At 65.5% G+C, this 21819-nt stretch carries 16 protein-coding genes; 9 read left to right on the top strand and 7 right to left on the bottom strand.

Annotated elements, in window-relative coordinates; all coding sequences use genetic code 11:
* Window positions 1-24 precede the first annotated feature (24 nt).
* Complete coding sequence (locus IPL79_05445; protein ID MBK9070432.1) at window positions 25-1005, top strand: GNAT family N-acetyltransferase; 981 nt, start codon at window positions 25-27, stop codon at window positions 1003-1005.
* Here the strand turns inward: IPL79_05445 and IPL79_05440 are convergent.
* On the bottom strand, window positions 979-1962 hold the full coding sequence (locus IPL79_05440; GenBank protein ID MBK9070431.1) for a TerC/Alx family metal homeostasis membrane protein: 984 nt from the start codon (window positions 1960-1962) through the stop codon (window positions 979-981). The genes IPL79_05445 and IPL79_05440 overlap by 27 nt on opposite strands.
* 96 nt (window positions 1963-2058) lie before the next feature.
* Window positions 2059-2790, bottom strand: coding sequence for a hypothetical protein (locus tag IPL79_05435; protein MBK9070430.1), 732 nt, complete (start codon window positions 2788-2790; stop codon window positions 2059-2061).
* Between the two features lie 130 nt (window positions 2791-2920).
* Between IPL79_05435 and lepA the strand changes: the two genes are divergently transcribed.
* The 3 genes from lepA (at window position 2921) to tadA (ending at window position 8083) form a co-directional block, all read left to right on the top strand.
* Window positions 2921-4723, top strand: coding sequence for an elongation factor 4 (lepA, locus tag IPL79_05430; GenBank protein ID MBK9070429.1), 1803 nt, complete (start codon window positions 2921-2923; stop codon window positions 4721-4723).
* Between the two features lie 530 nt (window positions 4724-5253).
* Window positions 5254-5841, top strand: a complete 588-nt coding sequence (lepB, locus tag IPL79_05425) for a signal peptidase I (protein ID MBK9070428.1) — start codon at window positions 5254-5256, stop codon at window positions 5839-5841.
* Window positions 5842-6019: 178 nt separating this feature from the next.
* The gene (gene tadA / locus IPL79_05420) at window positions 6020-8083 is read left to right on the top strand and encodes a Flp pilus assembly complex ATPase component TadA (GenBank protein ID MBK9070427.1); all 2064 of its coding nucleotides are present in this window, start codon (window positions 6020-6022) and stop codon (window positions 8081-8083) included.
* A gap of 78 nt (window positions 8084-8161) precedes the next feature.
* Here tadA and IPL79_05415 read toward each other — a convergent pair whose 3' ends face one another.
* Genes IPL79_05415 through IPL79_05405 form a run of 3 tightly spaced genes read right to left on the bottom strand, consistent with a single transcriptional unit; the run spans window position 8162 to window position 12263 of the window.
* The gene (locus IPL79_05415) at window positions 8162-9472 is read right to left on the bottom strand and encodes an insulinase family protein (protein MBK9070426.1); all 1311 of its coding nucleotides are present in this window, start codon (window positions 9470-9472) and stop codon (window positions 8162-8164) included.
* Window positions 9469-10809, bottom strand: a complete 1341-nt coding sequence (locus IPL79_05410; protein ID MBK9070425.1) for an insulinase family protein — start codon at window positions 10807-10809, stop codon at window positions 9469-9471. The genes IPL79_05415 and IPL79_05410 overlap by 4 nt, the downstream gene beginning before the upstream one ends.
* 17 nt (window positions 10810-10826) lie before the next feature.
* Complete coding sequence (locus IPL79_05405; GenBank protein MBK9070424.1) at window positions 10827-12263, bottom strand: hypothetical protein; 1437 nt, start codon at window positions 12261-12263, stop codon at window positions 10827-10829.
* Between the two features lie 69 nt (window positions 12264-12332).
* Here IPL79_05405 and IPL79_05400 point away from each other — a divergent pair, with 69 nt between their 5' ends.
* From IPL79_05400 to IPL79_05380, 5 genes are all read left to right on the top strand, one after another.
* Window positions 12333-12662, top strand: coding sequence for a hypothetical protein (locus IPL79_05400; protein ID MBK9070423.1), 330 nt, complete (start codon window positions 12333-12335; stop codon window positions 12660-12662).
* On the top strand, window positions 12604-13596 hold the full coding sequence (locus tag IPL79_05395; GenBank protein ID MBK9070422.1) for a hypothetical protein: 993 nt from the start codon (window positions 12604-12606) through the stop codon (window positions 13594-13596). Before IPL79_05400 ends, IPL79_05395 begins: the two co-directional genes overlap by 59 nt.
* A gap of 136 nt (window positions 13597-13732) precedes the next feature.
* A complete protein-coding gene (locus tag IPL79_05390) occupies window positions 13733-14359 on the top strand; it encodes an FHA domain-containing protein (protein MBK9070421.1) in 627 nt (208 codons plus the stop codon).
* Window positions 14360-14401: 42 nt separating this feature from the next.
* Window positions 14402-15853 carry a DEAD/DEAH box helicase gene (locus tag IPL79_05385; GenBank protein MBK9070420.1) on the top strand — a complete coding sequence of 484 codons (1452 nt, stop codon included), beginning with the start codon at window positions 14402-14404 and terminating at the stop codon, window positions 15851-15853.
* Complete coding sequence (locus IPL79_05380) at window positions 15844-16539, top strand: hypothetical protein (GenBank protein MBK9070419.1); 696 nt, start codon at window positions 15844-15846, stop codon at window positions 16537-16539. The genes IPL79_05385 and IPL79_05380 overlap by 10 nt, the downstream gene beginning before the upstream one ends.
* Here the strand turns inward: IPL79_05380 and IPL79_05375 are convergent.
* Both IPL79_05375 and IPL79_05370 read right to left on the bottom strand, forming a co-directional pair.
* Complete coding sequence (locus IPL79_05375) at window positions 16536-18140, bottom strand: acyl--CoA ligase (GenBank protein MBK9070418.1); 1605 nt, start codon at window positions 18138-18140, stop codon at window positions 16536-16538. The genes IPL79_05380 and IPL79_05375 overlap by 4 nt on opposite strands.
* A gap of 1268 nt (window positions 18141-19408) precedes the next feature.
* Window positions 19409-21814, bottom strand: coding sequence for a HEAT repeat domain-containing protein (locus IPL79_05370; protein ID MBK9070417.1), 2406 nt, complete (start codon window positions 21812-21814; stop codon window positions 19409-19411).
* Window positions 21815-21819: the final 5 nt, after the last annotated feature.

Below are 21819 nucleotides of genomic sequence, written 5' to 3'. Positions count from 1 at the left end.
CAAGTCTGCTACATAGGTGCTCCCATGCAACGCGCTGATGTCAGCGAGCCCTGGCCGCCTTTTGCGGACCAGGGCCAGGCCTTTGACGCCTTGGTGCGCCAGACGCCTGACATCGATGTGATGTGCTCATCCGCGTCGTGGGGCCTCGCGGCGCGCCACGCCTTTGATCCAACCGGCGTGGTGGCGGCGTATGCCGAGGGCGACGCCCAGTTCGTCGTGGCGCGCTCAGAGGGGCGCGGCCTGACGACGCTTGAGCCAATGGAGCTGGCGTGGGGCTTTGCGAGCCCGATCGTAGGGTCCAACGTCGCCTTGGCCTGCGAGCTGGCGGCTAGCACGCTGCGATCGCGCGCAGATTGGAACGTCTGCTTGCTTGGCGGTATGCCGCAGACAGGCGTGTGGCAGCAGGCAGTGGCCACGGCGTTCGCGCCCTTTCGCCGCGAGCTCATCGGGACGACGCTGCGCCATGTCGCCTCACTCGCCGGCGGCATCGATGGGTATCTTGCGCGGCGGTCACGCGGCCTGCGCAAGCAATGGCGGCGCTGGGATGCCGCGCGTGGCGATGGCAGTCTTGCCATGGTGCATCTCACGCCAACGCCGGCGCAGGCCGACGCGCTGTACGACCGCATGCTGGCGATTGAGGCCACGAGTTGGAAGGGGCAGGCCGGGAGCGGGCTGACCGAGTCGCCCATGCGCGAGATGTATCGCGACTTGCTCTGGCGGTTGGCCTGCCGTGGCCAGGCGCGGCTTGGATTTTTGCGCCGCGACGCACGCGATATCGCCTATATTTTTGGCGGCCTTTTGGGCGGCACCTACCGCGGGTTTCAGTTTAGTTTTGATCCCGCGTTTGCCGCGCTCTCGCCAGGTGGCCTATGTCAACGCCTTACCATCGAAGCGGTGATCGCGGAAGGTGCGACCCGCTACGACCTAGGCGGCGAGATGGCCTATAAGCGGCACTGGGCCGAAACCGAGCAAACGACGCTAGTGTGGCTGTTGGCGGCGCGTTGAGATGATTGAGGTCACGACGCCAGCCGCGAGGATGACGACGATCGCGGTCAACGACCACACGTGGGGCAGCTTGTAGTGATGGTGCATGATCAGCTTGGCGCCAATGAGAATGAGCAAAACTGCGAGCGCGTATTTGAGATAGTGGAACTTGCTCATCGCGCCCGCGAGCACGAAGTAGAGCGAGCGCAGGCCCATGATGGCAAAGATGTTGCTCGTCACCATGATGAAGGTCTCGTTGCTGATCGCCAGCACCGCCGGGATTGAATCGAGCGCAAACACCAAGTCGGTGAGCTCTACCGCGATCAGGCAAATCGCGAGCGAGGTGAGGGCACGGGTGCCATCGCCCACGTCGATGCGGAATTTGCCGTCATGCGGCTTGTCGGTGATGTTGACCACCTTGCGCAGCACCCGCACGACGAGGCTCTTGTCCATGGGGCTCTCGGGGGCGTCCCCGGCCTCCTCGTCCTTGAACAGCTTAAGGCCCGCGTAGGCGAGGTAGGCGCCAAAAAAGTAGAAGACCCAATCAAACGACTTAACCAGCCACGCGCCGCCGGTGAGCATCAGCACGCGAAAGACGACCGCGCCGATGATGCCCCAAAAAAGCACGCGGTGTTGGTACTTGGGTTCGACGCGATACTGGGAGAACAGCAGCGAGATGACGAAGATGTTGTCGACGCTGAGCGCCTCTTCGAGCAGGTAGGCCGAGATATACGTGATCGCCGCGTCGCCACCGGTCAGCTTGACCGTGCCGTCCGCGGCGAGGCCCGCGCCCATCCAGTGGTTGTCATACATGGCGTAGACAAACACCGCGAAGCCAAGGCCCAGCGAGACCCAGCCCGCGGTCCACGCCGTGGCGCTTTGTAAGGTAGGCTCCTTGTTGCCCTTGTTGAGCACGCCGAGGTCGAGCGCCAGCAGGCATGCGACGAAGACAAAATAGCCAATCCAAAACCACATCATGGTGACCGTGCAATTTGCAGGCAAAAGTGACACATGGCAAGTTCCCGGGCTCGCGGATCGTCCGCGGCGTGCACGAATTGCGCGGGCTGCGCCGGGCTAGGGCGTCGCGGGCACGACGGACTCGGCCGTGCTGGTGTCGATATCGGGCATGTCTATTTTCTTGCGCGACCCCGGCGCTTCCTCGCGGCGGTCGACCTTGGTGTCGTTGTCGTCATCATACAAAATCGCGACGAGCAGGCCGCCCTCATACTGCTCCCACATGTCAGGCTCGCCGTTGCCATCGCGATCGCGGCGGACGCTTTCGAGGGCGCCCGACGCGTCGTAGAGCTCCTTTAGATCGTATTTGCCATCGAAGTTGGTGTCGCGTTCGACCTCAGCATACTTGCCGGTTTTTGGATCGTAGATCGCGCTGACGTCAAACTTGCCGTCCCAGTCGAAATCAATTTTCTCGTAGAGCGGCTGGCCGTTGCGCGCAAAGGCGATCACCATGTCTTTACGCCCGTCGTGGTCTAGATCGACCTGGCGGCAGGTCAGCACCTCAGCGGTGGTATCCCCGGCCTTCTCCGACTTGTAGAGGCGCCACACGTCGGGCTTGCCATCGCGATTTAGGTCGTAGCTGACCACGTTTTTACCTTCAACTTCGCACAACGTCGGGTCGACCTTGGACGCCGACGTCGAGGTCGCATCAGAGGGCGTCGTGCCTTTGCCCTTTTTCTTGCAGCCGGCAGCGGTCGTCGTAAGCGCGACCAGCGCGGCGCAGGCCAGCAGGGCGTGGCGCCACCCGCATGGCGCGGGCCGGCGGGCGGCAGCCGCATCGGGGGTTATCATGCCTCCGAGCATACGCACCGCGGGCCATCGTAGCAAGCCTTGCGCCCGCCATGGGCATAGGGAAGTGTGCGGCATTATTGCCGATCTGGCCGGTCGTGGGCGGGGAATTGTGCTACACGTCGCTTCCCTTATGTCCTTTCCCAAGGAACGGATCCGCAATTTCTCGATCATTGCCCATATTGACCATGGCAAGACGACGTTGGCTGATCGCGTCCTCGACACGTGTGGCGCGGTCACCGATCGCGAAAAGCAGGCGCAGATGCTCGATAACATGGACCTCGAGCGCGAGCGCGGGATCACGATCAAGGCGCAATCGGTACAGCTGCATTACGAGGCCAAGGACGGCCTCGTCTACCAATTTCATCTCATCGACACGCCAGGTCACGTCGACTTTCACTATGAGGTCTCGCGCAGCCTGGCCGCGTGCGAAGGCGCGCTGCTGGTCGTCGACGCGGCGCAGGGCGTCGAGGCGCAGACCCTGGCCAACGTCTATGTCGCGCTCGACAACAACCTCGAAATCATCCCGGTGCTCAACAAGATCGATCTGCCGGTCGCGCGCCCGGATTTCGTCAAGCAGCAAATCGAAGAGACCATCGGCATCGATTCGAGCAACGCGCTCCTCGTGTCGGCTAAATCGGGCATCGGCATCGTCGACATGCTGGAGGCGGTCGTCGCGCGGATTCCGCCCCCCAAGGGGCGCGATGAAGATCCGCTACAGGCCCTTATTTTCGATAGCTGGTACGATTCGTTCCGTGGCGTCGTGGTCTTAATTCGGGTCATCTCGGGCACCATCAAGCGCGGCCAAAAGCTGAGGTTTTGGGCCACCAATCAGGTTTATGACTGCACCATGATCGCGGTGCGGCGGCCGCAAACCACCGAAATCGACGAGCTGGGCGCCGGGCAGGTCGGCATCATCGCGGCGCAGATCAAAGACATCAGCCACGCCCGCGTCGGCGATACCGTCACCGATCACGAACGACCATGCGCGGCGCCGCTGCCTGGGTTTAAGCAAGTTCAGCCCATGGTGCATGCGGGGCTTTTTCCGGTTGAGGCGGGCGACTATCAGCCCCTCAAAGACGCGCTGGGCAAGTTGGTGCTCAACGACGGCGTGGTAACGTACGAACCTGAATCGTCGGCGGCGCTTGGCTTTGGCTTTCGCTGCGGCTTTTTGGGCCTGCTCCACATGGAAATCATCCAGGAACGTCTGGAACGCGAATTCAATATCAACCTCATCACCACCGCGCCCTCGGTGAAATACGAAGTGCTCCTGCCAAACGGCGAGACCATCAAGATCGACAACCCGGCGCACTTGCCCGACAACGGCAAATACCAATCTATTACCGAGCCAGTGGTGACCGCGACGGTGCACGTGCCGCAGGAGTATGTCGGGCCGATCGTGCAGCTGTGTCAGTCGCGACGCGGCATGCAAAAAGATATTCATTATGATTCAAACGGCCGCGTCCGCGTGGTCTATGAGCTGCCGCTGGGAGAAATCGTGTTTGGCTTCTACGACAAGCTCAAGACGATTTCTCGCGGCTATGCGTCGCTCGACTACGAACCGCTCGGCATGCACGAAGCCGACTTGGTGCGGCTCGACGTCTTGGTCAATGGCGAGCGCGTCGATGCGCTGAGCGTGATTTCGCACCGCGACACCGCGTATCACCGGGGTGTCGAGCTGTGCAACAAAATGAAGGAAGTCGTGCCGCGGCAAATGTTTGACGTCGCGATTCAGGCGGCCATCGGCAGCCGCATCATCAGCCGGGTGACCGTCAAGGCCATCCGCAAGGACGTCACGGCCAAGTGCTATGGCGGCGACATTTCGCGCAAGCGCAAGCTGCTGGATAAGCAGAAGGAAGGCAAGAAGCGCATGAAGTCGGTCGGCTCGGTGGAGCTGCCGCAAGAGGCGTTTCTCGTCGTCTTAAAGGTGGATTAGGAGCCATGAGACCCGCCCAGCTCGACAAGCACGTGGTGCGCGAGGCAACGGCCTTGTTGCGCAAGACGGGGCGTCTGCTCGGGCGCTCCGGCAAGCTCGCCGATCGCGCCTCGCTCGTCGCCGCGCGCGACGAGCTCGAGACGGCGCTCGCGGCCGGGGACCTGGCCCTAACCCGGCGGCTGTTGCCCTTGCTCGATGGCCTGCTCGATGCTGAGCATGCGGCGATGCCCGTATCATTTGCGCGCGAGCTGTTTGAGGCGGTAGGCACCGCGCTCACGGTGGCCATTTTGCTTCGGCTCTTTGTCGTCGAGGCGTTTAAGATTCCCTCGAGCTCGATGATCCCAACCCGTGAGATTGGCGATTACCTTTTCGTCAATAAATTCGTCTATGGGCCACGCGTGCCGTTTACCGACACGCGGCTATTTGACCTCCGCGCGCCCGCGCGAGGCGAGGTGGTGGTGTTTAATTACCCATGCGACGGTCGCAATTTTATCAAGCGGGTCGTGGCGCTACCGGGCGATACGGTCGAGATGCGCTGCAGCAAGCTGTATGTCAACGGCGAGGCCATCCCGCAGCTGCGGCAGGACGGCGTCTGCGAATTCTATGACACCAGCGAGTTCGGACGCGATGATTGCATGCGCGTGTCGGATTCGTGGTCTCGGTGTCCATGCACGCGTTATCGCGAAAAGCTCGGCGACGTCGTGTATGACACCAACTACGACGCCGGGCGCCTCGACGCGCCCACCGAGCCATATATCAGCCTCAGTTCTGACTTTCCAGCGTTGCCGCACGCCGCGCCTGCCGCCAGCACGCCCGCGCGTTTTCAATGCACCGAACAACGCAAGGGGGTCGACGTCGTCACCAAAGATCGCGGCGTCATCGGCACCTATGAGCCCGCCGCACAGGTGAGCGAAGATCCATGCGGGCCGCGCTATCACTACAAAGTTCCGCCCGGGCACGTGTTCGCGATGGGCGACAATCGCGATCACTCCAACGACTCGCGCTTTTGGGGGCCGGTGCCGTTTGCGGCGATCAAGGGCAAGGCCATTTTTGTGTTTTGGTCTCGCGGCGAACCGAGCGGCCTGCGGCTCGAACGCTTTGGCCAATTCATTCACTAGCGAGTAACGCGGCGAGCGCCGCGCGAGCGAATCAATAAGTAGACATGTAGGCGCATGTCCGTGGGCCGGCGCGGGTCGATGTCGCTCGGATGCGCGCCAAACTTGACCCGTGCTCAGGTGGCCCCGTACCATTTCAATTGGCCCCGCATGGACGTCCAGGCGGGCTGTTAGGGGACCGATGATCGCGATCGTATTGCAAGAAAAAGGCGGCGAGGCGCGCAGGCTCGTGTTTGACAAGTCCGAGGTCATCGTTGGCCGCGTGCAGGGCAATGACATCGTGTTGCCCAAAGGCAATGTCTCCAAGCGGCACGCGCGCATTCAGCTAGGCAATGGCAAGATCGTGGTCAGCGACCACAAGAGCACCAACGGCACCTACGTCAACGGTCGCAAAATCACCAGCCCACTCGTCGTCCGCAGCGCCGACAAGATCTATATTGGCGACTACATCCTTACGGTCGAAGAAGTTCCCGACGAGCCCAAAGAGTCGCTCGGCTGGGAGCAGGCGGATAATCCATCGCAGGTCACGCCGCCGGTCGACGAGGTCGGTGACGAAATTGATTTGGGCATGAACGCCAGCGGTCTGCTCGAGATCGAGCCGGTCTCGCAAGACGCCCCCGCACCCATGCGGGCGCTCCCCAGCGCGCCGCGTCCAGTTGAGCCTGCGCCACCAAGGTTCGAATCCGCGCCGCCCCCCCCCGGGGCATCTGGCTTGCCGCCACCTCCGGGGTTTGCGTCAGGCGCGCGCTCGCCGAGTGTTAGCAGCCCGGCTGCCGTCGCCGCACCTTTTCCAAGGGCAGATTCCTTGGCGCAACCGGGACCAATGCCTGGTGTTGAGCCGGGCCGTGCGGCGTTGCCACGCGTCGAGCCCCGCGGCGCGATTCCAGGATTCCCCGGCGGCTCGCCGGCGCCAGCCGCGGCGCCGTACGATCCGTTTGTGCCGCCAACCTCGGGCCCCGTGGCCAGCGCGCCCGCACCGCGCCTGAGCGTGCCGACGCCGGCGGTGCCCTTGGCGTCCATCGGCAATGAGGGGCTAGCGCTTGGCGCGCCGCCCGTATTGGCTCCACGCCCGCGGCGTTCGACCGCGCAGCGCGAATTGATGCCGCGCGGATTTTTCGTGCCGCCCATCAGCCACGAAGCGCAAGCAGTGCTCGCGGTGCAGCAGCAAATCGTTGAGCAGATCTGCGTCGCGCTCGGCATCGATGGCTTGTCGCCGGCGCAGCTCGCGGAAGAAGCACTTTGGCAGCGAGCCGAGCGCGCCGTAGGCGAGGCGGTTGGTGCCGCCAGCCGCGCGGGGTCGTTTGGGGCGGCGAACGTCGATACCGATCAGCTCGGGCGCGATGCGCTCAATGAGGTGATGGGGTGGGGCCTGCTCGAAGAGTATCTTAGCGATGAGACGGTCGATGCCGTGACCTTTGATCGCTACGATAGCCTCGCGATTCGCCGCGCCGACAAATGGCTGGCGCCGGGGCGCGCCTTTTCGAGCGAAGATGCCCTGCGGCGCATTCTCGAACGCATCGCCACGGCGTTTGGCATCCCCTGGCAGCTGGGCATGATCGACGTCCCGCTGCGCAGCGGGGTGCGGCTCACGGCCGTCATGCCGCCGGCATCGCCGCATGTCGCGGGGGCCGTCCGCAAGACGCGGCAGGGCGTGCGTCGCCTAGACGAACTCACCGCCCACGGTGCCTTGTCCGCAACCGCTGCACAATTTCTTCGCGTCGCCATATCCGAAAGACGGACAATTGGCGTCGTCGGCCCGGTCGCCTCGGCGCGCATCTCCGTGGTCGGCGCGCTGCTGGCGGAGACCACTAGCGGCGAGCGGTTGGTCAGCATCGAAGATGCCGGCGATCTCAGCATCACGCGCGCCAATCACATCGCGCTGGAACGCCGTGGGCAGGAGAGCGCCGCGATCTTGGGTGCCGCGCTGGCGTTGCGGCCCGATAGGCTGGTCGTCGTCGACCCCGGGCTTGAGACCATGGCGGTGTTGGCCGCAATGACCACGGCGGTAGACGGCGGCGTGCTCGCGTGGACGGCGGTGAACGCCGTCGAAGGGCTCGACCGCCTTACCGCGTTGGCCGCGGTAGGGCGCAGCGTTGACGCCGCGAGCGTGCGCCAGCTTGTTGCGGCGGCGGTCGCGGTCGTGATTACCTGCTCCGTAGACGCGGCGGGTGATGTGAAAATTTCCGACGTCTCGGAGGTCGGCCTAGCCGGCCACCAATGGCGCTTGGCGCCCGCGCACGACTAGAGCGTGATCGGCAGGTGGCGCACGTGTCTTCCTGCTCGCAGATAGATGGATGACCGGCAAGTGGGCGCGCCGCGGAACTTAGTACGCGTCGAACTCGACCACCTCGGGTGGGGTCTGTGTCTGTGCCGCGAGGTCAGCGGCGACCGTAGGCGCCGAGGCGACCATGAGCGTGAGCGCGGCGGCGGGATAGAACCACGTCAGCGCGCGCGCGATGTCGTCGGCCGTCACGGCGCGAATCTGCTCGCGCAGTTGATAGCCAAAGCCCCGAGGCAGCCCAAACATGAGATCGCGCACGCCAAGCTGGACGCGCTGGCGCGCGGTCGCGAAATGGAATGGGATCGAGCCGTCGAGGTAGTCTTTGGTAAACGCTAGCTCGCTCGCCGTCAGCCCCTCGGCGCGCAATTGGGCAAACATTTCCTGCACCAACGTCGTCGCCTGCACCGCCATCTCGATATCGCAGGCCATGCCGATCTCAAACCAGTGAGGCCCTGCCGAGCGCCGAATAGAGCAACCCGCGCCATAGCTCCACCCGCGCTTGACGCGAATCTCTTGCATTAGGCGCGAGCTAAACATGCCGCCAAAGGCTGCCTCGATCACGGCCAAGGCGGGCGAGTCGCCATGGGCCTCATCGCCCCAACGAGGCATCATGTGGCCGATGCGCAGCTGCGCTTGCGTGCGTTGCGGCTTGTTGACGAGCACGACGCGCGGCGAGGTGGGGGCCAGATATGGCAAAGCCGGTGACGCCGGTGCAGGGCCGGCGGGCATCGCAGCGGTGAGGCGCTGCGCTAACGCCACCGCCTGCGAAGCGCTTGGCGCACCCGAAATGCCGATGACTACGTTGCCGCGCACGCACTCGGCACGCCACAACTCGCGCGCCGCCTCGGCGGTAAATGTCTGGAGCGACGCTTCGGTCCCCAGCGAGGTACGTGCATACGGGTGGCCCGGCGCGACGAGCGCGTCAAACCACCGGCTCGAGAGCGACGCATCGTCGTCGCGGACCTCACCGAGCACTTGCGGCGTTTCGCGAAGCAGACGCCCGTGCTCGTCCTGCGCAAATAAGGGCTGCGCGATAAAGTCGGCTAGTATATCGGCAAGCGGCTCCATTTGGCGCGCCAGCACGACGGCCGAAATCGAGGTCATGTCGCGCCCGACGCCGATATCGACGCTGGCGCCGAGTTGGTCAATCGCCGCATCAAGCGCTTGGCGGTCGCGTGACCCCGCGCCTCGTCGCGCCAAGAGGGCGGCGTGGCGATGCAGGCCATCACTGCCCGCCGGGTCCCTCGCCGCGCCCCCGCGCATCGCGATATCAATCCACACCAGCTGGGTATCGTGTTGCTCTTCGAACACAAGCTCACAATCGCCGACGCGGTCATACGTTGGCGTATTCATGGCAGGGGCTCCTGGGTGGTAGTCACCGCCTCGTCGGCTTCCTCATCTGGTTCATCGCCGCTGGGCAAGGCCAGCACGCTCACGGCGTTGTCGTGGCGAAGGTATGTCGACGCGACGCGGATCAGATCGGCGGGCGTCACCGCGGCTAGGCGTTCAGACATGCCCATGAGCTCGCGGAAATCGCCCATGGAGGTTTCGAAATGCCCCAACGCCTCGGCCTTGCCGTCAAGGTCGGCCAGCGAATTCCAAAAGGCCGTCTCGGTGAGATTCTTGGCGCGTTCGACGTCGGCCGCCACGAGGTCACCGGCGGCCAGGCTCGCCAGCTTTGCCTCGATGGCCTCGCACAGCGCCTGCGGCGTTGTCTGTTCCATGCACGTCGCCGAGATCCGAAACGCGCCGGGATGGCGAAACGGCAGCATCTGCGTGTCGACGGACGAGGCGAGTTCGCGCGTAATAACGAGGTCGCGATACAGCAGCGACGAGGGACCGCCTGCGAGCAGCGTCGACATAATCTCTAGCGCGGCCCAGTCGGCATGGCGCTGCGGACACGCGCGATAGCCAAGCAAGACGCGCGCATTTGTCACCGGCTTGTGCGCGACGTGCTGGCCATGGCCCGCAAGCGGCGCCTCGGCGGCATCGACAAGGGGCGGCAGCGGGCGCGCCGGCAAATGCCCGTAGGCAGTCTCAAGCAGGTTGCCAAGGTGGTCAATATCAAAATCGCCGGCGACGACGATGGTCGCGTTGTTGGGCACGTACCACGTGCGATAGAACTCGCGAATGGTGCCCAGCGGGACGTCTTTAATGTCACGCATCCAGCCGATGGTGGGCCAGTGGTAAGGGTGCCGCGTGAAGAGCTGCGCCATCATGGTCTCATCCATCCAGCCATCGACGTCGTCCTCGACGCGTTCGCGGCGTTCGTTCATGACCACGCTGCGCTCGGTCTCTACGGTCTCGGCGTCGAGCACAAGCCGCGACATGCGCTCAGATTCGAGGCGCACCGCGAGCGGCAATTGGGCCGCCGGCAGGGTCAGGCGATAATAGGTCCAATCGACCCACGTGGCGGCATTGGAGTCGCCGCCGATGCCTTCGACGAGGCGGTCGAATTCACCGGCCTGCGTCGCCTCGGTGCGGGAAAACATGAGGTGTTCGAAGAGATGGGCAAGGCCCGTCGCACCGGGCACCTCGTTGCTTGAGCCAACGCCAAACCACGTCTGATAGGCGACGATGGGCGCGCCGCGGTCGATCAGGGCTATGAGCTTAAGGCCGTTGTCGAGCTTATAGCGGCGAACCGTCGCGCTGCCGAGCAAGGAGGTGGTGTCGAGCGCAAGGCCGGCCATGTGGCGTTATATCACGACTACCGCAGGGTGAGGCGCAGGCTGGCGCGCAGCAGATGGGTATAGCGCTCATAGTCGCCCGCGCCGGCGCCGATCGCAAAGCCGTCTCTAAACTTGCCGCAGGCCGCGCGCGTGTAATCGTAACCGCTGTCTTGGCAGGCGATGGCATCGCTTGGGTCGTAGTTGCTGCGCGTGACGTTCGTCGGGCGATAGGCACGCAGGCCGTAGTCGAGCTCGAAGACGACATACGGCGTGATGCGCAAGCGCGCGGCCGCGGCCAGCGTGAGGCTAGGGGGCTCTAATCTCGTCGGAGCGAGGTTGGCCTTGCTCGTGGCGCCGGAATCAAACGTGAGGCGGCCGCCCGCGATAAGGCGTTGCCCCGTATCGGCGCGCTCAACGCCAAACGAGAGCCGCATGGCGTCGCGCAGGCCGCTATAGCGATTGAGCCAACCGCGGTCTTCGGGGTAGCCATTGCCAAACAAACGGATATCATAGTCGCCAGCGCGTTCGTTATACGAGAGCCTTAGGTCGACCAGGCCGGTAAGGGTCGGGCGCAGTTGGGTGCTGTACGACAACGTCAGCCAGTGCGGCATGTAGAGCTTAACGCGGGCGCTGGTCGCCGTCGAGATATCGCCATCACGCGGCGCGGAGGCGATGGTGGCGTCGCCTGATAGCACGACGTCCGAGCTGAAGCCGCCCGGTGGGATGCGATAGGAAAGGCCGAGCCACGACGCGTTGCCGAGGCGCAGTTGGGTGCCAAGCGTAAAGGCCCAATTGACGTCGCGGCTGCTCACATCGATATCGATCGCCGACATCGCCTGCGGATGCTCCAGCCCGCACCGCTCGCCACCACACTGGCTACCCAGGCCGGTCAGCGGGTCGCGGCCGGCCATCAGGGCGGTGTCGGTCGCAAACCGCAGCCTGGCGCGGGTTTGGGTGAGTTCGACTAGCACACCAATTAGCAGCCGCGAAATGGGCGCAATGCTCACCGCGCCGCCCGCCCAAGAAATCGTCTGCAGCTGGCTGTTGTTGGCAAAGGGATCGAGCGCCGCGCCGGTCGGTGATCGCTGCGCGGGTGCGACGTGCGGGCCGCGAAACGCCACCGATGCGCGTCGCGAGGCAATGACAAATGAGATCGACGTGCCCCACGACAACGGCGTGTCGTTGTGTGACCTCGTCGACGTGCTGCCATCCAGCGGATCGGTAAGCTCGCGACGAATCTGGTATTGGTCAGCGCGCCCCAGGCCTTCGATGTGCAGATACCAGCCCCACGGCAAGCGCATCAAGCCCGCGGGATTCGTCGACACCATTGACGGGCCGTCACCGCCGGGGCCCGAAAAGGGCAACACCGTGTTCATGTCGTCGCCGAGCGGGGAGGCGAGCGCAGGCGTCGCCGCGGCGAACCACCCCAGCAGCCCCGCGACGCACGCGAGCGCGATCCCATCGGTTCGTCGCATCGCGATGACGCTACCACATGGACCCGCGCGGCGGCGCCGTCGGCCTCCGATTTGGGGTATCGTAGCGACGTGGTGCCGCGATGCGCTTGGGTGGTGTGGCTCGCGTTGGCGATCGCGGCGTGTGGCGACGTTACGCACGAGCGCCTCGATGAGTGGAAACAGACCGAGCAAGGTCCCAGCAAGCTCGCCGAGGTGATCTCATCACCGCAAGCCGGCGCCGCGATGCGCGCGCATGCGGCCGAGAATCTGCTCGTGATTGGCGGGGCCGCGCGCGTCTTGCCAACGCTTGCCGCGCTGCCGCCGGCGCAGCGCTTTGGCGTGATCGCGCCGCTGGTTGAACGTGTGTGGCAGCGCGCGCGTCGCAGGCGCCGACGATGTGCCGGGCGCGGCGCAAGTTGAGGCCAAAGATTGGCTGATCGAACTGCGGGGCATGGCGTCGATGCAAACGGCCGCGACGATCGACCAATATCTACTTGACTGGTACGCGACGCCAAGCCTTGAGGCCAGGGCGCGGCTCGGCACGCATGACGCGGTGGAGGTCATGACGCTGCTCGGTGAGCCGGCGGGCCCCCGCATGCGCCTCGCCGTTGAACAACTGCTCGCGCGCCCAACGGCAAAGAATGCCTACGTCCGCCTGGGTGACGAGCTCATGGCTGCCGTCGCCGCGACGCGTGAACCGGAGGCGTTGCGCGCGATTTGGAAGGTGGCAACCTCGCCACGCGGTGACGCCACGCTGCCTGGTCGATGGATCGCGGCGCTGCATCGCGCGTCGCTTGCGGCGTCGGCGCGCGGCGCGTCGTTTGCGGGGGCGGTGGCGACCTTGCAATCCCAACTCGCGCAAGTCGCGATCGCGGGGTCGTGGTCGGCCACATCGGCGACCCAGGCGATCTCGTTGTTGGCGCAATTACCGGAGCCTCAATGTGTCGACGTCATGTCGGAACTTGTCATACATCATGACGCGGGCGAGCTGACATGGGTCGCGGCGGGCCATCTTGTTCAGTGCGGAGGGCAAACCTCTGCCGCGACGCGTAGCTTGCTCGCCGCCGCGTCTCGCCTCGCAGCTGCCGGCACTCAGCCGCCCGCAAACGGCGGTCGCTTCGTGCCGGGTGTCGCGGCATTGCAGCGCTTGGCCTCGCAGCCACAAGCGACCACGCGGTGGATGGCAATTTCATGGCTCGGCCTTTGCGCGGCGCGCATGGCGGTGGCCTCCGAGGCGGCGGCTTGCCAGCAAGTCTTGCGCGGCATGCAAACCGATCAAGCCATGGTCAAAGTCAATGGCAAGGCCGTCGCCCTGGGCACGTTCGCGAAGGCGCGCCTCGCTGAGGCACCCTGACCACGCAGTGCGCGGTAAGTGGCAGAACACCCCCCGGGCTGCTTTCGCGCCCCTGATTTTTATGTACTATAATAATGTGGCGTGAGTGGCGGGGAGTGGCGCAAGTCGCCTCTGATGAGACGCGAACGAGGAACGGATGGACCAAAGCAAGAAAACGATGCGCCATTTCTACTGCCGGGATGTCCTGTGGGAGACGTTCGAGCAGATGGCGGCCGATTTTGATTGCTCGGTCGACTATTTAGTTAACGAATCAATGCGCTACTACGCGCGCTCAAAAAATTACCAATCGGGCTCCTCGGTGAGCCTGCCGCAGCAAGGTGGCCGCGTGGCCTCGCCGCGCAGCGCCGCGCTCACCAACCCGCCCGCGATCGCGCGGCGAACCGGTGCTCAGCCGGTGCCCCGCACCGACACCGAGGGTACGGCGGAGGCCGCGCCCAGCATGGCGCAGGCCGCGGCGGCCAGCGGCGTCGGCGAGGTTGGCACGTTGTTTTTGTCCTACGACGGGCAACGCTATCCCATCACCAAAGATCAATTTATCATCGGGCGCGGTAGCAAGACGTCGGACCTCGCGATCAAAGACGGCAACATCTCGCGCAAGCACGCCGCCATCATCCGCCGCAATGGTGCCTTTTATATCAAAGACCTCGGCTCGACCAATGGCATCGACTACAAGGGCATGCGGATCGACAACAAGCGCATCGATGACGGCGACATCTTTCACATCTGCGACTACGAGCTGCGCTTTAGCTATCAGGACGAATAGCCACGCGGCTCGCGCGCCGCGCAAGGGCTTGACGGGTACGTGATGGCCACCACCACGGACGTGCGCACCGTGCCAACGTTGGCGGTGCGCGGCATTGGCGAGGTCTTTGCCGCGCAGCTGGCCGCGACGGGCATCACCACGGCCTATGATCTGCTGTGGTTCATTCCACGCGCGTACCGCGACTTTCGCATCGTGTGGTCGCTTGGCGAGCTGTACGCTGCCGAAAGCGCGCCGTCGCACCTCGCCGTCGGCGCTGAGATCCATAAATCAAAGGTCGTGCGCGGGCGCGGCCACGGGCGCACGTGGATCGAGGCGGAGCTACGCGATGAGGCTGCGGCGGGGCATCGCGTGATTGCGCGGTGGTTTGGCATGCCGGCGGGGTTTGCCCAGCAGCTCAGGCCTGGGCAACGCGTCGTGCTAGCGGGTGCCGTGCAACGCGGCGCTGGCAGCGGCACTGTTAGTGGCGGTAGCGCCAAGCCCGCGTACGCCTTCGCCAACCCGCGACTTTGCAAGGCCGACGTGGTGCCAGGCCTGGTCCCCGTGTACGGCCACGTTGAGGGCATCGCGGCGGGGCGGCTGCGTCTGGCGGTGCAGGCGTGCGTCAGACAATTTGCCCACGCCGTCGCCGATGAGACGCCAGGTGACGTGCTCGCCGAGGTCGGCTTGCCCGCGCTGCGCGACGCCTTTGCGGCCTTGCATGATCCAAATACGATAGCGGGACTGTCCGACGCCGAGGTTGCGGAGCTTGGGCTGCGTCAGAGCCGTTGGCATCGTCGCTTGCTGTGGAGCGAATGCTTTGCGCTGGGCGTGCGGTTTGCGGTGGAGCGCGAGCGCCTGGCTGCGCAGCGCGCGCCGATGATCGCCGTGCCCGAGGCGTTAGCTGCCGAGCTCGGCGCGGCCTTGCCATTCGCGCTGACCGAGGGGCAGGCCATGGCGGTCGCCGACATCGGTCGCGATCTGGCGCTACCCACGCCGATGCGGCGGCTCCTCGTTGGCGACGTCGGCAGCGGCAAGACCGCGGTGGCGTTTGCGGCGATGTTGCAAACGGTCCGCGCGGGCTATCAGGCGGCCTTGATCGCGCCCACCGAGGTGCTCGCCGCGCAACATGCGGCGACGCTCGGCGCTTGGGCCACACGCCTAGGTCTGGGCGTCGAGGTCTTCACCGGCACGATGAGCACGGCGCAGCAGACGGCGGCGCGGACGCGCCTGCGCGAGGGCGCGGTGTCGCTCGTGGTTGGCACGCACGCATTGCTCGGCAACGACGTCGCGTTTGCAAGGCTTGGGCTGTACATCGTCGACGAGCAGCATCGGTTCGGGGTCGCGCAACGGGGCGTGCTGGCGGCCAAAGGCGCGGGTGGCTGCGCCCACGGGCTCATCATGAGCGCGACGCCCATCCCGCGCAGCCTTGCGCTTACGCTGTATGGCGAGCTTGACCCAACGTGGCTTCGCGATCGCCCGCCAGGCGCGTGCCACCATCGACGCACGTGTTCGTAGGGCAACCGGCGTGTCTGCCCGCGTGGGAGGCCTTGGCGCGGCGGATCGAGGCGGGCGAACGCGGTTTCGTCGTCTGCCCAACGATCGAGGGCAAGGGGCGCGCCTCCATCGTTGCGATGCAAACGCTGTTGGCGCGGCGCATGCCACGCGCGCGCGTTGCCATCTGCCATGGGCAGCAAGGGCCTGGCGAGCGCCAGCAGGCGATCGCAAGGCTGGCCGCCCACGAGGTCGACGTCGTGCTGGCGACCACGGTGATCGAAGTGGGCGTCGACGTGCCACAGGCGTCATTTATTGTCATCGTCGACGCCGAGGCGTTTGGGCTCGCGACGCTGCACCAACTGCGTGGCCGCGTCGGCCGCGGCGGGCAGGCCTCGAGCTGTTGGCTCATGGCGCGCCTGGATGCAACGGCGGAGGCCGTGGCGCGCATGCAGCAGCTTGTCGCTAGCGACGACGGCTTTGCGCTGGCCGAGGCGGACCTCGCCGCCCGTGGCCCTGGCGCGGTGCTTGGGCAAAATCAGTCCGGACTTTGGCGCCTGCAGTTTACCGATTGGCTGCGTGATGCGGCGTGGATCTCGCGGGCGCAGGTTGCCGCGCGGGACCTGGTGGCGACGCCCGGCATCGACCTCGCGCCGCTGCTCGCTCACGCCCACAGGTGGTTTGGCGACGACGGCTTGCAGCCGCTCTAGAGCGCGTCGAGGAATTCGATCCGGCGTGGCACTTTGTAAGGCGCTAAGTTGCGCGCGCAGTGGTCGATCAGCTCGTCGGCCGTGCACTTGCCCTGCAACACGATGCGCGCGATGACGGTTGGGCCGCCGAGTGGATCGCTGACCACGCTGACCTTGGCCTGCTTGACCTTGGCAAACGCCTCGAGGCAGCCCTCGATTTCGCCGAGCGCGACGCGCTTGCCCTCGATCTTGACGATGTCGTCTTCGCGACCGGTTAGGGTGAGCCGGCCGTGCTTGTCGACATGGCCCAGATCGCCGGTACGCAGCCACCCCTCTTTGTCGAGTTCGCCAATGCCAACGGGGCCCTTGGGTTTGCCCGTGATTTCAAACGGCCCGACGGCCGTGGTCGCCAATGACTTGCTGCGCAGCCAAATCGCGCCATCTTTGCCGACGACTTGCGGTTTTAGCGCGCTGGCCTTCGCTGGCTTAGCTACTTTGGCGGCAGGTGCCTTGGTTTTACGCGCGGCGGCAGGGGGGGCCGCCGCCGGCGCTGGTTCGGGGGCCTCGGCTACGGTGATCCGGACCTCCATGCCTTCAACCAGCGCGCCAACCGAGCCTGGCGTCTTGCCGTCGCGATCGACGGCGACGATGCCGCTCTCCGTCGCGTGATAACAAGACAGCACGGGAACGCCCCACGCGGCGGCGAATTCATCGGCAACGCTCGCCTCAAGTTTTGATCCCGACGACAAGAAACGCGTATTGGGGGTCTCTAGCTTTTTAGCCGTCGGGAGTCGCGCCAGCTCGCCAAACATGACGGGCGTGCCGGGGAACACCGTCGTCTCGTGATCGCGGAGAATCTTGCCGATGCGTCGGCCAGAGGTCTCTTCTTCGAGCAGGATGGTCGCACCCAGCCGCAGCGCGGGCAGAAAACCAAGGTCCCAGCCGTACGCATGAAATAGCGGCGACGCCACCAAGAAGGTATCGCCGCTAGTCAGCCCCAGCGCGGTTTGGGCATTGGCAAACGCGGCGTTCGTCGTCGCCGGCGTGCGCACGACCCCCTTGGGGTCGCCAAGCGAATCGGCGGTAAAGAGCACGGCGATGGGATCGCCTGGCACCTTGCGGACCTCGCGCTTGTAAATTGAACAGGTCAGCAACGTGCCTTGTAGCCGGCGACGGACCTCAGCGGCGTCGGTGGGATTGGCAACAGGTGGTGGCGGCGCCCCTTTGAGCGGCTTGCTGCGCGTCGCGGTGGCGATGGGCACTGAGGTACCGCTGGCGCTGATGCTGCCTTCGCTGCCGCGCGGGCGCGTCACCAGCGCGCGCAGCGGCGCGGCCTGCAACATGAGTTCAAGCTCGCGGCTGCCGGTGGTTGGGTCGATGGGCACGACCACCGTCCCCAATTTCGAAAACGCGAGGGCCAAGATGACAAAGTCTGGGACGTTGCCGAGCATCAGGCCTACCCAGGCATCCTTGGTGATGCCGATGCTCTTAAGCTCCTGGGCGCGCCGATCCACCCGATGCAGCAGGCCGCGCCACGACAAGTAGTTGTCGCGATACACCACCGCCTTGTTGTTGCCTTGGTCTTTCGCGGCCTTTTCGAGCCATTGATACAGAAGCGTCATGTCGGTGGGCCGGAGGAATGTTGGTCAGGCGAGGTGCCTACATGTAGGCATCCGAGTGGTTGCGGCACCTTATCAGAAATGCCACCGGAGGCGCAAGCTGCAATGTCGGGTGGGCCCGCCGCGCTGCATATGGTGCTTGACCCCTATCCAACCTAGCGGTACCCGTGTGGCCATGAGTAAACGCGACGCAGGGTTGCTGCCAGGCGCGGGCGAGAGCGGCGTTGAGGACGGCCTCCCCGTTCATGGCGGCGTCTCCGACGCGGCCCCCGGCGACGCCGCCTGGCTACGGCGCCGCCTCGATGATCAAGAACAACTGCTGCGACGTTCGACGCAGCAGGTGCGCGACATGGGCGAGGCCATCGTGCAGCTCGCAGGGGCGCAGACCCGGCGTCACGCGTGGGCCAATCTCAATTCGTTCGTCGCCTATTTGCTGTTTACCGTGTTGCTTGGCTTTGGCGCCTACGTGCTGTTTCACGCCCGCATGGCCGGCGTGCTCGCGGAGCGCGATCAGCTGCGCATCGATCGCGATGAGTCGCGCGCGCGCGGTGAAGGCTTGCAGGAACAGCTGGCGGCGCGCCAGGCCGCAGGCGAGCGGGCGTTGGCGTTTTATGGCTTGGTGAAGGCGGCCAAGCGAGCCGACATCGTCGCCCAATATCGCGAGCTGCCTCACGACGCCTTGTCACCGACCGAGCAGGCGTTATTCGATGCGGCGTATCGCGAGTCGCAGGCCGCGATCATCGACAGCGGCATGTCGTCGGCGATCGCGGCCTTTCGCGCAGGCAACGTCGCCGGGGCCATTTCGGACCTAACGCGCTTGCTCGACGCCAACCCCGATCCGGTTCGGCTAGCGCAGATGCGCTATTATCTCGGCATGGCGCGCATGCGCAGCGGCCAGCACGCCGATGCCATCGCCGAATTCGGCAAGGCGATCGAGGCCGGTGCGCAAGGCGCGGGCCTGGTCGATGTCTTGTATCAATACGCTACGGCGCTCGAAGGCGCCGGCCAACTCGCCGACGCCAAAGCGCAATACGAGGCGTTTGTCGCGGCGGCGCCGACCCATGCGTTGTCGTGGCCCGCACGTCGCAAGGTGCGTGCGCTTGAGCGAGGCATGGTGGTTTCAGACGCGGTGCCTACGCGGGCCGCGGGCACCGCGCCCACGGGCGCCGCCTCGCCCGCAAAGCCCACGGCGGGCGCAGCGGCGACAAAACCGTGGATGCCGCGCTTGCCAGTTAAAACCGACCGCCGGCCAACCGTAACTAGGTGGTCATTCACGGCGCCGGTTGCAGCTGACCTGCAACCGGAAGTTGCGACGCCAACTGTGCTTCGCCGAACTGTTCGCGCAGGTCGCTTTCAATCAGCGAAGCGCGCGGCAGCCAACCTTGGCCGTCGGTATAGCCCGCCCAACCTAGCCGTTGGTCGCGGCACAACCTGGTCGCCACAAACCCAGCGCCCGCCATGCCTCGCGGGTCATCGTCGGGGTGGTGAACACGACTAAATATCTCGGTTGACGCGGGCACTACTGCCTTGGACGTTGGCAGCCTCGTCGCGCCGGACGCAATCCGCGCATGGTAGGCCACAAGTGGCGAGCCGAGTTGGCTGGCAGAGGCAAGGCGGCGCGCAACCATGTCGCTGAGCGTGTGGCCGGCGAGGCGTGCACACGCGAGCGCGGCGCTGCTGTTGATCGCGGTCGCCCAGCGCGTATCGAGTGCCTTGCCCAGTGCCTCAAGCGCCAACGCGAGCTGCTCGCTCATCGGTGCGTCCCAGACAAGGCGCGCAATCCCTTCGGCGGCGCACGCGCCGATGGCATCTGAGGGGTGCCCAAGCAACTCGATCCAACTACGTACCTCGGTCGGTATGGCTTGGACAAGCAAGGCGCATGCGGCTTGCGCCGCGAACTCGTGCGCGCCCGTGCGCGCAATCGTCAGCAGCGATTGCTGTGCGGCGGAGGTAGGCAAGCGCGCCAAGCCCGCGATCGCCGCATGTGCCAGCACGGGCTCGGGGCTGCTCGCCCAGCTGCGCCATTGCGCGGGTGAAAATGGCAATGCCTTGGCGCCGGGCGCGCCGGCGAGGAGGACAAGCGTTTGCAGCGCAAGCCCGCGCCGGCTGTGATTTTGCTCGATGAGCGGCGTGAGGTCGCGGGCCGCACGAGGATCGCCGATCGTCGCAATCGCGCGCGCCGCGCGCATGGCGGTGACCGCGTCACCTCGCGTTAGTAATTCGATAAGGGCGGGTAGGGCGTCGGGCTGGCGCAAGGCCGCGAGCGCATCAATGGCGGCCCGTTGCACGGCAAGCGGCCGCGCCGGCGTTTGGTTCGGCGCGAGCACGGCTAGCAGCGGGCCGATCGCGGCGGCGTCGCCGGTTTTGCCAAGACCTTCAAGCGCGGCGCTTGCAAGTTCGATGGATGGTTGGTCGACCATTGGCAACAGCAAGTCGATAATGCGTGGGTCAAGGCCCGCGTGGGGCGCCACCATGATCAGCGCAATGCGCGCGATATCTGGATCGGGGTCAGCAATGTAGGCCGCGAGGTCGGCGATGGCCGCAGGGGTCGCGATGCGCGCAAGCGCGGTAAACAGGGGGCGCACCGGTGAGCGGTTGCGGCCCAACTCGCGCACGACGCAGTCGCGGGATTTTTCAGCTGGCGCGCGCGCAAGCGCCTCGAGGGCGAGCGCGCGGTCGCCGCGCACGGTGCCATCGAGAATCGCGCAGGCGGTGGTGGCAAAGGCTGCGCCCATAGTCGCCACCGCCATCGCCGCGCCCGGTTCGCCGCGCGCCGTCGCAAGCGCCAGGGCATGCGCGATCGAGCCTGGTTGATGCCCTTGGCGCGCAAGCCGCGCGAGCGCGACTAGAATTTCACCTCGCTCGGCCGTCGCGGCGCCCGCGAGGACGCCGAGCAGTGGGGCGACGGCATCTTGATCACCAAGCACGCCGAGGGCGCGCGCCGCGAGGGCTCGAACCTCAGCGCTTGGGTCGCGCAGCAGGGGCACCATGCTCTGCGCCAGCGATCGCTCGGCCACCTCAATGGCCGCGGTCAGCGCGGCGCGCCGAACGTCGACGTTGGCGTCGCTCATCGCCGCAGCGATCGCGAGCCGCGCGCGCGGGTCTTGCAGCTTGGCGAGCGCACCGATTGTCGCGAGCCGCACTGCGACCGCCTTATCTTGCAAGCGGCCCACCAAGGGAGAAACGACATCCACGCGGTGTTGCGTTGGCACGGCCAGGACGCCAAGCGCTTCGGCCGCGATCGCGCGCACGGTTGGTTCTGGATCTCCAAGCGACCGAATCACATCTTTTAAATGCTCGACCGCATGCATCGATGCCAGCGCGCGCACGGCGGCGCCACGCAGCAGGGGTTCCGGCGAGGCGAGGAGCGAGGCGAGGGTCGAGACCGCAGGCGCATAACCAACCATAGCGAGCGCGGCGATGGCTTCTTGTGCTGAGCGAACATCGAGCGGCTCGGCGGCGAGCACGGTCAGCAAGAGCGGTCCCGCGGTCGCGGCGGATTGGGTCGCCAGCGCCGCGATCGCGCGATAGCGTGTTTCGGGGACTGGTGAGGCCAAATGTGCCGCCTGAGCATCAGCGGTGGCTTGCCACGAAAACGTCGCCGGGGCGGCGAGCGCTACCGAGGGCGTCACGGTGGCGATGCAGATCAACAGCCCCGCGTTTACCAGACAGCGCATGCGAG

The organism is Myxococcales bacterium (assembly GCA_016716835.1).
GTDB lineage: Bacteria > Myxococcota_A > Polyangia > Haliangiales > Haliangiaceae > JADJUW01.
This window is presented reverse-complemented; position numbering and strand designations above follow the sequence as displayed.

Coding starts and splice junctions, on each gene's coding strand:
- IPL79_05390 (MBK9070421.1), top strand. CDS start 13,733: ATGGACCAAAGCAAGAAAACGATGCGCCATTTCTACTGCCGGGATGTC.
- lepA (MBK9070429.1), top strand. CDS start 2,921: ATGTCCTTTCCCAAGGAACGGATCCGCAATTTCTCGATCATTGCCCAT.
- IPL79_05440 (MBK9070431.1), bottom strand. CDS start 1,962: ATGATGTGGTTTTGGATTGGCTATTTTGTCTTCGTCGCATGCCTGCTG.
- tadA (MBK9070427.1), top strand. CDS start 6,020: ATGATCGCGATCGTATTGCAAGAAAAAGGCGGCGAGGCGCGCAGGCTC.
- IPL79_05415 (MBK9070426.1), bottom strand. CDS start 9,472: ATGAATACGCCAACGTATGACCGCGTCGGCGATTGTGAGCTTGTGTTC.
- IPL79_05385 (MBK9070420.1), top strand. CDS start 14,402: ATGGCCACCACCACGGACGTGCGCACCGTGCCAACGTTGGCGGTGCGC.
- lepB (MBK9070428.1), top strand. CDS start 5,254: ATGCGCTGCAGCAAGCTGTATGTCAACGGCGAGGCCATCCCGCAGCTG.
- IPL79_05435 (MBK9070430.1), bottom strand. CDS start 2,790: ATGATAACCCCCGATGCGGCTGCCGCCCGCCGGCCCGCGCCATGCGGG.
- IPL79_05410 (MBK9070425.1), bottom strand. CDS start 10,809: ATGGCCGGCCTTGCGCTCGACACCACCTCCTTGCTCGGCAGCGCGACG.
- IPL79_05405 (MBK9070424.1), bottom strand. CDS start 12,263: ATGCGACGAACCGATGGGATCGCGCTCGCGTGCGTCGCGGGGCTGCTG.
- IPL79_05375 (MBK9070418.1), bottom strand. CDS start 18,140: ATGACGCTTCTGTATCAATGGCTCGAAAAGGCCGCGAAAGACCAAGGC.
- IPL79_05370 (MBK9070417.1), bottom strand. CDS start 21,814: ATGCGCTGTCTGGTAAACGCGGGGCTGTTGATCTGCATCGCCACCGTG.
- IPL79_05445 (MBK9070432.1), top strand. CDS start 25: ATGCAACGCGCTGATGTCAGCGAGCCCTGGCCGCCTTTTGCGGACCAG.